The sequence below is a fragment of the Shewanella sp. ZOR0012 genome, from assembly GCF_000798835.1.
GTDB classification, from domain to species: domain Bacteria; phylum Pseudomonadota; class Gammaproteobacteria; order Enterobacterales; family Shewanellaceae; genus Shewanella; species Shewanella xiamenensis.
In genome coordinates, this window is sequence record NZ_JTLE01000094.1 from 1,809,941 (window position 1) to 1,822,769 (window position 12,829).

The 12,829-nt window shown below is 49.1% G+C and carries 11 protein-coding genes; 4 read left to right on the forward strand and 7 right to left on the reverse strand.

Annotated features, from left to right (window positions below; genetic code table 11):
• Positions 1 to 113 precede the first annotated feature (113 nt).
• Positions 114 to 929, reverse strand: a complete 816-nt coding sequence (locus tag L976_RS09570) for a hydratase (protein WP_052183988.1) — start codon at positions 927 to 929, stop codon at positions 114 to 116.
• A 319-nt stretch (positions 930 to 1,248) separates the two neighbouring features.
• On the opposite strand from L976_RS09570, the gene L976_RS09575 reads away from it, so the two are divergent.
• A complete protein-coding gene (locus tag L976_RS09575; protein ID WP_047536342.1) occupies positions 1,249 to 2,238 on the forward strand; it encodes a DMT family transporter in 990 nt (329 codons plus the stop codon).
• An 8-nt stretch (positions 2,239 to 2,246) separates the two neighbouring features.
• Complete coding sequence (locus L976_RS09580; protein WP_047536343.1) at positions 2,247 to 2,870, forward strand: HAD family hydrolase; 624 nt, start codon at positions 2,247 to 2,249, stop codon at positions 2,868 to 2,870.
• A gap of 43 nt (positions 2,871 to 2,913) precedes the next feature.
• On the opposite strand, the gene L976_RS09585 is transcribed toward L976_RS09580, so the two are convergent.
• The 6 genes from L976_RS09585 to uvrA form a co-directional block, all read right to left on the reverse strand.
• Positions 2,914 to 3,288: a hypothetical protein gene (locus L976_RS09585; RefSeq protein WP_047536345.1), complete on the reverse strand. Its 375-nt coding sequence runs from the start codon at positions 3,286 to 3,288 to the stop codon at positions 2,914 to 2,916.
• 67 nt (positions 3,289 to 3,355) lie between these two features.
• Positions 3,356 to 3,511, reverse strand: coding sequence for a hypothetical protein (locus tag L976_RS23245; RefSeq protein WP_156143179.1), 156 nt, complete (start codon positions 3,509 to 3,511; stop codon positions 3,356 to 3,358).
• A 165-nt stretch (positions 3,512 to 3,676) separates the two neighbouring features.
• Positions 3,677 to 5,548: a DEAD/DEAH box helicase gene (locus L976_RS09590; protein WP_037422567.1), complete on the reverse strand. Its 1,872-nt coding sequence runs from the start codon at positions 5,546 to 5,548 to the stop codon at positions 3,677 to 3,679.
• Between the two features lie 191 nt (positions 5,549 to 5,739).
• Positions 5,740 to 6,765 (reverse strand): M28 family peptidase, encoded by a 1,026-nt coding sequence (locus L976_RS09595; RefSeq protein WP_047536347.1) that lies wholly within the window; start codon positions 6,763 to 6,765, stop codon positions 5,740 to 5,742.
• A gap of 84 nt (positions 6,766 to 6,849) precedes the next feature.
• Positions 6,850 to 7,188: a hypothetical protein gene (locus tag L976_RS09600; protein ID WP_224021592.1), complete on the reverse strand. Its 339-nt coding sequence runs from the start codon at positions 7,186 to 7,188 to the stop codon at positions 6,850 to 6,852.
• A gap of 72 nt (positions 7,189 to 7,260) precedes the next feature.
• Positions 7,261 to 10,113: an excinuclease ABC subunit UvrA gene (gene uvrA / locus L976_RS09605; protein ID WP_047536350.1), complete on the reverse strand. Its 2,853-nt coding sequence runs from the start codon at positions 10,111 to 10,113 to the stop codon at positions 7,261 to 7,263.
• Positions 10,114 to 10,521: 408 nt separating this feature from the next.
• Between uvrA and L976_RS09610 the strand changes: the two genes are divergently transcribed.
• Complete coding sequence (locus tag L976_RS09610) at positions 10,522 to 11,889, forward strand: MFS transporter (protein ID WP_037422579.1); 1,368 nt, start codon at positions 10,522 to 10,524, stop codon at positions 11,887 to 11,889.
• Between the two features lie 108 nt (positions 11,890 to 11,997).
• Positions 11,998 to 12,717: a single-stranded DNA-binding protein gene (gene ssb / locus L976_RS09615; protein WP_047536353.1), complete on the forward strand. Its 720-nt coding sequence runs from the start codon at positions 11,998 to 12,000 to the stop codon at positions 12,715 to 12,717.
• The last annotated feature ends 112 nt before the right edge of the window (positions 12,718 to 12,829 follow it).

Here is a 12,829-nt window from a genome sequence, read left to right on the forward strand (position 1 = left end):
ACTCTTGATACAAGTTTGTTTTCGGCAGTTGGTCGCTGGGGGGACGCTAAGAAGGTAAGCCTTTGCCTACCTTCTTACTTTGCCGATGGGCTTGGCACCCTTTAGGCAGAGACTTATTTAGTCACAAACTGCAAACCAAATTGGCCTAACTCACCGTAGTGGAATTGGCAGGTTTGATTGAGTGGCAAATCTAATACCCCCGCATAGGAGCCAGTAATCACATATTGTCCTCGGGTTAAGCCAATCCCTTGGGCGGATAAAAAGTTGACTAACCAGTAGAGTCCGGCCTTAGCGAAACCATTTGGATGAACAGCGGCTTTTTGCAGTGTTTCGCTCTGTTGCTGCTCGTTATGAGCAATTTCAACACTCAGGGCGAAATGGCCTGTTTCTATCTTGGCTGGTGCAAGTAGTTCTGGCCCTAACCATAGACCTTGATTGACTAAGCCATCGGCGAGGGCGTCGAAGTGATTGGCTTCGCTTGGGTTTTGGTAGCGACTTTTGATAAGTTCTAAGGCGAGGCGGGTTTTACCTAGGGCGGCGTCGATTTCTGCCTCAGAATAGGGCGTAGCTCGTGGCGGTAAATCGTTGCCGATTTCAAAGGCGAGCTCAGGCTCGACACGGGCTAGCCCTTTGCTTGAAGGATAAAGCGGGCACTCGGCGGTTTGCAGATACACATCATGTTGATAGATGGGCGCCACTACGGTTTTTTCTGCCGTTGGGAGTAGACACTTCCAACCCGCAATCGGGTTGCCTTGGGCGCTAAATTGCTGGGCAATCGCTTGTTGGATGGCAAAGGCGTGGGGGAAATCCTTGGGTCTTAACGCTTCTTGCAACAGGTCGCCCGCTTCACCTTTAGCGCGGCGCTGCGCGAGTTCTTGTGCTGCTGCGTTAATGGACTCAAGCTGTGCTTTCGTGTCTATTGGTGACATTTTTTATCCTAACTGACTTATTTTTAAAGACTTATATAGAGTGGCTTATGCCGCAATAAATGTGCACATAAGGTATCAATTGACTCTATAAATCCAATCTGTGCCAAAAGAGAAATTGCGCTCAATATACCTTTTTGTGTCGGTAAAGGCTTGATAAAACTTATCTTCAAATGCTGAGTATTTATCGCTGAGCAAGATTGATTGAGTGTCAGCTTAACTATCCAAACAGGCGGATAAGTTAATCGCTTTTTAGGCTAGATCTTAGCGCGGTGCGGTGCCAGAATGGCGTTCCTTTCTGCTGTACTACTGGGACTTTTCCGTGAATCAAAGCCACTCTGGATCCTTGGCAAATAACCATGCTCAATTGGGGTTATTGTTTATTTCTGTTGCCGTGCTGTTTTGGGGGATTTTACCTATAGCACTTAAGCTATCGGGGAGTTTTATCGACCCGGTGACGTTGACTTGGTTTCGGTTTTTGGTGGCGCTCTTGGTCAGTATTTTGGTGCAGTGGAGTGCGGGCAGTTTGAAACAGTTTGCGGCACTCGATGCCAAGGTTTGGCTCAGACTTATCCTCGCCGGACTGTTTTTAATGCTTAACTATGTGTCATTCGTCTATTCCCTCGACTATTTAGCCCCGGGCGCGGCGCAGCTTAATTTTCAAACCTCGCCATTTTTCCTCGCCTTTGGCGGCGTGTTATTTTTTAAAGAACGCTTGAACGCGGTGCAGCTCAGTTGTTTTGCCGCTTTAGCCTTAGGGATGTTAATGTTTTTCCATCCCTTTTTAGATTTTTCGGCAACTGATAATCATGAGATCTGGCTTGGGGTGATGATAGTGCAGTTTTCTGCATTGTCATGGACCACCTACGCACTGCTGCAAAAGTCACTGTTGAACTGTTTGTCCCCCGCCAACGTACTCTTGGTTATCTATGCCTTAGGTATTTTTGCGATGGCGCCCTTTAGCGACTTTAGCCAATTTGCGCAAATGGATAGCTTTGACTGGCAAGTGGCGCTGTTTTGCGCCGCCAATACCTTGATTGCCTACGGTTGTTTTGGGCAATCGATGAAGTATTGGCCGACGGCACAGGTGAGCGCCATGTTGGCGTTAACGCCAGTATTTAGCTTTAGTGCCACGGCGTTAGTGGTGAGTATCGGTTGGTGGCCTGACGTGTTTAAGGCCGATGAGTTAGATGCTTTATCGCTCTTTGGCATAGGTGTGATTATTGTGTCAGTGATGGTGGTGCAGTTGCTGCCCCTGTATCGCCAGCGCCGCGCACGACGTTTGCAACCCGCTTCACAGACCACTGAATAGGTACCCGAGTGATAACACGCCTGACCGATATTGAATTAGAACAGATCCGCGGGGTTATCTTCGATCTCGATGGTACGCTTGCCCATTCAAACCCTGACTTTAAAGGCTTAAGGGCGGCATTAGGTATCGGATCGGGTACCGATATTCTCGAGCATATCCATAGTCTTGAGACCGCAATGGCCAAGATGCAGGCGCTGGAAATTGTCCATGACTACGAGCTTGCCAGCTCGCGTCAGGCGAGCTGGATTGAAGGGGCGCAGGCGTTAATTGCGTTTTTAAAGATGCGGCAACTGCCGCTGGCGATTTTGACCCGCAATATGCCCGAGGCGGCCAAAATTACCATTGAAAAACTCGGTATTGATATCCCCTTAGTGCTGACCCGTTACGATGCCGAGCCAAAGCCTCACCCGCAGGGGATCCACTTGATTTGCGAGCAATGGCAGTTGAGTCCGTCGGATATCTTGTATGTGGGGGATTACCTATTTGATCTGCAAACCGCGCAAAACGCTGGTAGCCGCTGCGCCCTCTACTGCCCAGAAGAGGTGCCCGACTATGCCCAAGCGGCGGATTTACTCATTGGCAATTATCAGAGTTTTATTGAAGCTTGGGCAGTGGCAATCCCAAAAGACTAAGTGCACACGATGCTAGATTGATAAGGTTTTATATCACTTTATGTCAATTCTTACTCGATGTGTTTGCGGTTAGGGAATCATGCTTATCTTGTTTAAGCCCAAGCCGAATACTGTCGACTAATGCCACTAACCAGCAGAGCAAAAAGCCATAGAGCAGTTCATTGGCATTGGCAATTGTGGTCTGGGTTTGTTGGGTGATTTCGGCAGAAATCACCCCGATATCAAGCGGTAAGGTGCCGTTTTGAATATCTAAGGCGATCACTTGCGCCACTTGATAGATTTGCATGAGTAGCAGCACAAGGCTCACGACCGCTAAGCTAAAAAACACCAGTGCAGTACGTTTATGTTTTAGGTAAAAATGGCCGCTGCCAGGGGCGACAAAGGCGGATAAAAGACCAGCGCTAAGAGCTTTTTTCATCGAAATACACTAATTGCATTGCTAAAGATTACGCCGACACTAATAGACATGCTGGCTTAAGTGCAAGTTAATTTGCCATTGCGACTAACAATCCAATAAATCCCGCAAACAGGGTACAACCGACCAGCACCATGATTAATAAAGTCTTATCTTCGCGGCATGACTTAGCGAGCTCGGGCAGTGCCGAGATAAATGGGTAAGTTATCAGTGCTAAAAAATCCATTTTTGTCCTTAAGTTAGGCATCCACGTATTGACTATACCTGCTCGAAATATCAACTGGCCAGTGAAGTTTGAGCAGAAGCGATTTTTAGATAACAAAAAAGGAGCCGAGGCTCCTTTTTAATGCGTTGTTTTAATGCGCTTGACCTAAGGGTTTAGGTTTGCGGATTACTCTTCGCGTGGTTTACGTGGTCTACGTTCGCCTGCTGGCTTGTCTGAACGTGGTTTGCGGTCTGCAAACGGCTTGTCACCCGACGCTGCACGTGGCTTACGATCACCGGCTGGGCGGTCGCTACGTGGACGACGGTCGCTACGGGCACCACGGCCAGAGTCAACAAAGACTTGGTCGCCAGCTTCACGGATATTCAATGGCTTACCACACACACGCACTTTCTTCAGGTGTTGTAGTACATCTTTTGGCATGCCATCTGGCAGGTCAACAGTTGTCACTGAATCATAAAGTTGGATTGCACCGATATAACGGCTGTCGATATTGGCTTCGTTTGCGATAGCGCCAACGATATTGCCTACACCTACGCCATTTTCACGACCTACGTCGATCACATAACGGCACATTTTCAGGTCTGGATTGTCTTTTAACGCTTCAGCACTGCCTAAGCTTGCTGGCATTGGACGAGATTCACGGCTACGACGTTCGCCACGGTCAGCACCACGGTCTGAACTACGTTCGCTACGCTCACTGCGTTCATCACGAACACGTTCTTGAATCGCAGGCAATTGCAGTGGACGTTCCTGCTGAACTTGGTGCAGTAAGGCCGCTGCGAGCAGATCGGTATCTACTTCAAGTTGCTGGCATAACTGAGCAACGGCTTCACGCATAAATTCGAGATCGTTGTTCATGGTTTGAGCGAGCTGCTCACCCAAGCGTGACAGGCGACGTTCTGCAACGGTTTCTGGGCTTGGTACTTTCATTGGCGAAATACGGCTGTTAGTCGCACGCTCGATAGTGCGCAGCATACGCATTTCACGGCTAGTGACGAACAGAATTGCCATACCATTACGACCAGCACGGCCAGTACGACCGATACGGTGGACGTAAGCTTCTGTATCGTATGGAATATCGTAGTTTACTACGTGGCCAATACGCTCAACGTCCAGACCACGGGCCGCAACGTCAGTCGCGATCAGAATGTCTAGCTTACCGTTTTTGAGTTGTTCAACTGCACGCTCACGGGCTTGTTGGTTCATATCACCATGTAAAGGTGATGATGCATAGCCACGGGCTTCAAGTTTTTCAGCTAATTCAACACATGAGTTACGAGTACGAACGAAGATGATGATACCTTCAGTATTTTCAACTTCTAACACGCGTACTAACGCTTCTAATTTATTGTGCTGTGATACCTGTACGAAACGTTGTTCGATTGATTCAACTGTCGTTTGGCTAGACTCGATACGCACATGTACAGGGCTACGTAAATGCTGGTTAGCAACACGTTTAATTTGCTCTGGCATTGTGGCCGAGAATAGTGCTAATTGGCGCTCGCTTGGCGTGTGCTCAAGGATCCATTCGATATCATCGATGAAGCCCATTTTTAGCATTTCGTCGGCTTCATCGAGCACAAGTGCTTTTAATGAATCGAGTTTTAATGTGCCACGACGCATATGGTCCATTACACGACCAGGCGTACCCACGATAACTTGTGGACCACGTTTGAGGGCATTCAACTGTTGTTGCATGCTTTGACCACCGTAGATCGGCAGTACATGGAAATTCTTAATAAATTTGGCATAGCTACTGAACGCTTCAGCAACTTGAACTGCAAGTTCACGCGTTGGTGCTAATACTAAAATTTGTGGTGTGGTTTGGCTGGTGACTTTATTCAGCAGCGGCAGCGCGAAGGCGCCAGTTTTACCTGTACCTGTTTGCGCTTGACCTAAAATATCTTTGCCAGCCATAAGTGGATCAATACTGGCTGATTGGATTGGCGTTGGTTTTTCATAACCTAGCTCGTCAAGAGCACGCAACAAATTCTCGGATAGGCCGAGTTCACGGAAAGTTCTTTCATCGGATGACATTGAGTTGTAGCCTTGTGGATGCGCGCGGATTGGCGCTTAAGTTTCACAGACAGAAAATCAACCCCGTGTCGATTTCCCGCGAACGACGGATTATAGCAGCATATAAGCCGCTTTACCAATCCGGATAAGGATAAATCCACCGTTTGAGGAGGTTTTTTCACAAAAACTGAGCAAGAAACGCGCCACTTCGGCTAATTTTTCAAAAAGTTGCCATCGAGTTTAATTAATTCAAAAGCCGATTCCGCTACAGCGGCGAGAAAAACATAGTCCAAGGTCTCGTAGGTATCCTCCGGCGTATGATATTGCGGATGGGTGGGCACACCAAAATATAGCCAAGGGATTTTAGCCTGATGAAAGGGATAATGATCCGATGCTCTTAGCCAATTAGTGCTCTGGATACTTCTCCCCACAGGCTTAGGGTGACTGAGTTTGATACACAGGCCGTTAGATTGATTCAACATTGGCCTAAATTGAGGAAATTGATAAAAGTTGCGGCTGCCCTCAAGGTAAATAGCGTAAGGGCGACTTGGGCGGCCAATCATATCCAGATTGAGCATCAGTTCAAATTGCGCTTCAGGCATTCGCTGCTTGAGTTGCTCCACTAAGGCAGTGCTGCCAAACAGCCCAGGTTCTTCGGCATCGGTCGCGACAAACATTAAGTTAATGTTGGGGAGTGAGTCGGGTGCAGCGCGTTGCCAGTGGTTGGCGATGGCGAGTAATGCGGCAACGCCGGAGGCATTGTCATCGGCACCGTGGTAAACCTTGCCGCCACTCATGCCGAGATGATCATAGTGGGCGACTACAATACGCCATTTATCCGTAGGTTGTCGCGCTGGCGCTAAGGCGACCAGATTGCTTCCCATCTCTTGGCTAAATAGGGTGGAATATTCGAAGGGAACCTCGAAGGTTGTTCCCCAAGGCTTAAGGCCTAGTTGTTGAAACTGGCGGTTTAAATAGTCGCGCGCCTTGGCAGCACCTTCTGTTTGGGTTTTACGCCCCATTAATTCTGCTGAGCTGAGTGTTGCTACTGTTTGCTTAAGATCTGCGGGGGCAGCCCAATTCAATCGAATCGCCTCTGGCGAGCAAGTATATTCGGCAGGTTGGCTAGTGCAGGCCATGAGTCCCATACATAGGCTAAGGGTAAAAAAGCGCAATAAGCCCGTGCATGGAGACCAAGAGCGGATGATTGCAGTGAGTGCGTGTGCCAAATTGCCCATGATTATCCTTAAGGTTGGCAATAGGAACGATCAATCCTAAGCCTAACAGGGATTTAGCTAGAGTGCATGGGCCCTAATGTGGATTTAATCTAATACCTGGATCTCGGGGGAGAGCGCCGCCTCTTGGTGCGGGCTTAAATTAAAGTGCTCTAAGCCTGAGACCAAATGTGTGCGCGAGCACAGGGTGACCTGAGTATTTTTGGTGAGCCCACCTTGGGCAAGCGTGGTGACTCGGCCATCGGGTAATGCCAGCAGGCTATTTTCTGCGGTGCTATCTAAGACAGTAACTTGTAAACGAGTGGGTTGACCGATAATCGGATCGATAGCCGCGATAGCAAGTGCGAATAGCATTAGTCCTAAACAGGTAATGAGCATGACATTAACGCGACTTAAGCTGGTTAAGTTGGGGCGATGTTCTAACAAAATATCCTCCTCGATGGAGTGCGCCTTGGGAGTGTTCTCCCAAGGCGTCGTTGAGGTTGAAGCCTTACCTGATTATGACTGCGTTGCTAGTTGTGCATCCCGCTCCAGCAGCGGCTTTAAGAAGCGTGCCGTGTGTGAGGTAGGATGCAAGGCTACTTCTTCTGGTGTGCCTGTGGCGAGGATTGTACCGCCGCCACCGCCGCCTTCAGGGCCTAAGTCGATAATCCAGTCTGCGGTTTTAATCACATCCAGATTATGCTCAATCACCACAATCGTGTTGCCGTGGGATTTGAGTCGATGCAGTACATCCAGCAGCAATTGGATATCGGCAAAGTGCAGGCCTGTGGTTGGTTCATCCAATATATACAAGGTCTTACCGGTATCGCGTTTGGAGAGTTCCTTGGCCAGTTTTACCCTTTGGGCCTCACCGCCAGATAGCGTCGTCGCGCTCTGGCCTAAACGTACGTAGGACAAACCCACATCCATTAGGGTTTGCAGTTTGCGGGCAATCGCAGGCACGGCATCGAAAAATTCGCGGGCATCTTCCACCGTCATTTGCAGCACTTCGTGGATATTCTTGCCCTTGTAGCGCACTTCTAAGGTTTCGCGGTTATAACGTTTGCCCTTACAGGCATCGCAGGGCACATACACATCGGGCAGGAAGTGCATTTCGACTTTAATTAAGCCATCGCCTTGGCAGGCCTCGCAGCGACCACCTTTGACGTTAAAGGAGAAGCGCCCGACCTGATAACCGCGAGTTCGGGATTCCTGCGTTCCGGCAAAAATCTCCCTAATTGGGGTAAAGATGCCAGTATAAGTGGCGGGGTTTGAGCGCGGAGTGCGGCCAATCGGGCTTTGGTCGATATCGACCACTTTATCGCATTGCTCCATGCCGACAATGCGATCGTAAGGCGCGGGCTCATCGACGGTGGCGCCGTTGAGTTGTTTGTGGGCAATTCTAAAGAAGGTGTCGTTAATCAGCGTCGATTTACCTGAGCCCGATACTCCAGTCACACAGGTGAATAATCCCACAGGGATGGTTAAATCTACATTACGTAGGTTATTGCCGCGGGCGCCGTAGAGCTCAATCACTTGTTTCGGGTCGAACGGCGTACGTGGAGTGCTGATATGAATATTGCGTTTACCCGAAATGTACTGCCCAGTGACGGATTCGTCGCAGGCGATAATTTTCTCAATCGGACCGTCGCAAATCACTTCACCACCATGGACGCCAGCGCCTGGGCCGATATCGATAATATGATCCGCCATGCGGATAGCATCTTCATCGTGCTCTACCACAATCACTGTGTTGCCTAAATCCCGCAGGTGGATCAGGGTTTGCAGTAGACGCTCGTTATCCCGCTGGTGCAAGCCGATAGAAGGCTCATCGAGCACATACATTACGCCGACAAGCCCTGCACCAATTTGGCTGGCTAAGCGAATACGCTGCGCTTCACCGCCCGAGAGGGTCTCGGCCGAGCGTGATAGGCTTAAATAGTTAAGGCCGACATTGACGAGGAAACCTAAACGGTCGCGCACTTCCTTGAGGATTTTTTCGGCAATTTGGGCTTTTTGGCCGTTGAACTCGAGTTTGTCAAAATAATCTAGGGCTTCACCAATTGACCAAACGGTCAGTTTCGGCAAGTTAAGATCGCCAATAAACACGTGACGGGCTTCTTCACGCAAACGCGAGCCGCCACAGCTTTGGCAAGCTTGGGTGTTGATAAACTTGGCTAACTCATCGCGCACCGCGTTACTTTCAGTCTCACGGTAACGCCGATCCATATTATTTAAAATGCCTTCGAAGGGGTGATTACGCACCACCACATCGCCACGGTCATTAATGTATTTGAAGGCGATGCTGTCTTTACCTGAACCGTAGAGGACGATTTTTCTGACTTTATCAGATAGTTGTTCGAAGGGGACTTCGACGTCGAACTTATAGTGGTCGGCCAGCGAACTTAACATCTGGAAGTAATAGAAGTTACGTCTATCCCAGCCGCGAATCGCGCCGCCAGCCAGGGATAACTCAGGGTTGGTGATCACTCTGTCAGGATCGAAAAACTGTTGTACCCCTAAACCATCGCAGGTTGGGCAAGCACCGGCTGGGTTGTTAAAGGAGAAAATCCGTGGCTCAAGCTCGGCCATCGAGTAACCACAGTGCGGGCAAGCAAAGTTGGCCGAGAAGATTAATTCTTCAGTGGTGCCTTCATCCATGCTGGCGACCACGGCAATCCCACCCGAGAGTTCGAGCGCGGTTTCAAAGGATTCGGCGAGGCGCTGCTGGATATCGCTGCGGACTTTAAAGCGATCGACCACCACTTCGATGGTGTGCTTAACGTGTAAGTCGAGGGTTGGTGGATCGGTTAAATCGCAGACTTCACCGTCGATACGGGCGCGGATATAACCTTGAGCGGATAAACCCTCGAGTAATTTAACGTGCTCACCCTTACGGCCGTTGACCACGGGCGCCAGCAGCATTAAGCGGCTATCCTCGGGCATTTCTAACACTTTATCGACCATCTGGCTCACGGTTTGCGCCGCCAGCGGTTGGCCATGAGTCGGGCAGCGCGGTTCGCCCACGCGGGCAAACAGCAGACGTAGATAGTCGTAAATTTCGGTGATTGTACCCACAGTCGAGCGTGGGTTATGGGAGGTTGATTTTTGTTCGATGGAAATCGCTGGGCTTAAGCCTTCGATATGGTCGACATCGGGCTTTTCCATCAAGCTTAAGAATTGGCGGGCATAGGCAGAAAGAGACTCAACGTAACGTCGTTGGCCTTCGGCATATAAAGTATCAAATGCTAGGGAAGATTTGCCTGATCCCGATAACCCTGTGATAACGATTAACTTATCCCTTGGGATAGTCAGGTTGATATTTTTGAGATTGTGGGTCCGTGCGCCGCGTATTTCAATCTTATCCATCTATCGCTCAAGTCTTATGCTTAAAAAAATGAGCCTAAGTATCGCACAGTTCGGCGGCTGAGTTTAGTCGATTCTGTGATCTCTATTCTGGGTTGGCGGTAAGCCAATGCTTGGCCGTGGGCGATATAATCGTGATGAACCTAGCGAATTAACTAAGATTAATCCAAGTATGAGGGCAAGCCTAAGCTTATCTCTGTAAGTATCAAGTTAACTATTTGTAGCGAATCGACTTTTAGATAAGCCTTTAAAATAAAGACCTAAGGCCGTAACTGTGCCTTTTAAACGGCGTCGCGATGGGGCTGGACAACCCGTTAACTACGAGTGCTTAGGACGGTTTTTCCTTTTGAGCAAATGCTTTGTGGTGTGCTAACATGCGCCCCCTAAAAGACTTCAATCCAAGGCAAAATCATGGGTAACAACGGACTTTCAGGAACCGAGACAAGAGTCGCGTTTTCTTTAGCCAGTGTATTTGGTTTACGCATGATGGGCTTGTTTATGATCATGCCCGTCTTTGCACTTTATGGTCGGCATTTAGAAGGTTTTTCACCCCTCTGGGTGGGCATTGCCATCGGTGCTTATGGCTTAACTCAGGCCATTTTACAGATCCCTATGGGGATTTTATCAGACAAATATGGCCGTAAACCTGTCATTCTTGCAGGCTTAGTGGTGTTTGCCATCGGCAGTTTAATTGCCGCCAATGCTGAGACTATCTATGGCGTGGTGTTTGGCCGTGCTGTACAAGGAATGGGCGCGATTGCGGCCGCTGTGCTGGCGCTCGCGGCCGACTTAACACGGGATGAGCAACGTACCAAGGTTATGGCGATTATTGGTATGTGTATCGGTGGCTCGTTTGCACTGTCGTTACTGGTTGGCCCGATTGTGGCGCAGCATTTAGGCTTATCAGGGTTATTCTTTTTAACTGCTGGGCTTGCGGTGTTAGGCATGTTGATTGTGCAGTTATTGGTGCCCAATCCCATTTCCCACGCACCTAAGGGCGATACCTTAGCGGCGCCCGCGAAGCTTAAGCGCATGTTGACCGATCCGCAGTTGTTTAGGCTCGATGCGGGGATCTTTATTCTGCACTTAGTGTTAACCGCCGTGTTTGTCGCCTTGCCACTCGACTTAGTCGATGCGGGCCTGGTGAAAGAAAAACATTGGATGCTGTATTTCCCTGCTTTTGTGGGCGCATTCTTCTTGATGGTGCCGTTAATCATCATCGGGGTGAAGCGCAAGAATACTAAGGCGATGTTCCAAATTGCTTTAGTTATCATGATGTTTGCCCTTGCGGCCATGGCGATTTTTTCGAACAACCTCTGGGTATTGAGCGTGGCCGTGCTGCTGTTTTTTACTGGCTTTAACTACCTTGAGGCGTCGCTGCCGAGTTTGATTGCGAAATTCTGCCCCGTGGGTGAAAAAGGCTCGGCGATGGGTGTTTATTCGACCAGCCAATTCTTCGGGGCCTTTTGTGGCGGTATGCTCGGTGGCGGTGCGTACCAATTAGTCGGTGCAGTGGGCGTGTTTATTGTCGCGTTGGTGTTAATGGGCATTTGGTTATTGCTCACCTTAGGGATGGAAAATCCTGTACTGCTTAAGAGTTACACCTTAGAGGCTGCCGTTAAAGACAAAACCCAAGCCCGTGATATGGCGGCGCAACTGTCACAATTGATGGGTGTGGTTGAAGCGATTGTGGTGCTAGACGAGAAAGTCGCTTATCTCAAAGTTGACGAGCATTTCGATTTAAGAGAAGCCCGAGCTGTGTTAGGCTCTGCTCAATAATATGTGTTATTGCCGCGAATACTTAGGGATGCGGATTTTCCCTTGCGGCAACAATTATAAACAACATACTGAATTAACAGATTATTTAAAGAATCGCAGGAGATTTCAATGGCCAGTCGTGGTGTTAACAAGGTAATTTTGGTTGGCAATTTGGGACAAGATCCAGAAGTGCGTTATATGCCAAACGGTAACGCAGTCGCAAACATCACCGTTGCGACCAGCGAATCGTGGAAAGACCAACAAGGTCAACAGCAAGAACGTACTGAATGGCACCGTGTGGTTCTGTTTGGCAAGTTGGCTGAAATTACGGGTGAGTACCTGCGTAAAGGTTCACAGGTTTACCTCGAAGGTAAATTGCAAACGCGTAAGTGGAAAGACCAAAGCGGTCAAGATCGTTACAGCACTGAAGTGGTTATCGACCAAAGCGGTAGCATGCAAATGTTAGGCGGCCGTAACCAAGGTCAAGGCCAAGGTGCCCCAATGGGTGGTATGCCACAAAACGGCGGTTACCAATCAGCCCCACAACAAGCTGCTCCTGCGCAAAATCAATACGCGCCAGCACCGCAAGCGGCTCCGGCTTACCAAGCACCAGCGCCACAACCTCAATCTGGCTACAATCAGCAGCCAGCTCAGCAAAGCTATGGTCAGCAACAGGCGCAGCCCCATGTTCAGCCTCACGCTCAGCCACAGCAGGGCGGTTATGCGCCTAAGCCTGCAGCTCCTGCGTATCAAGCGCCAGCGGCACCTGCGCAGCGTCCAGCGCCACAGCCACAACAAAACTTCACTCCAGATTTGGATGATGGTTGGGACGACGATATCCCGTTTTAATTTTCCAACTTTTACAGTGGAAACATAGTTTTTTAAAAGCCCTGCAATATTTTGCAGGGCTTTTTGTTTATATGTGGCTTATCTTTCTTTGAATAATTTTATTTACTTAATT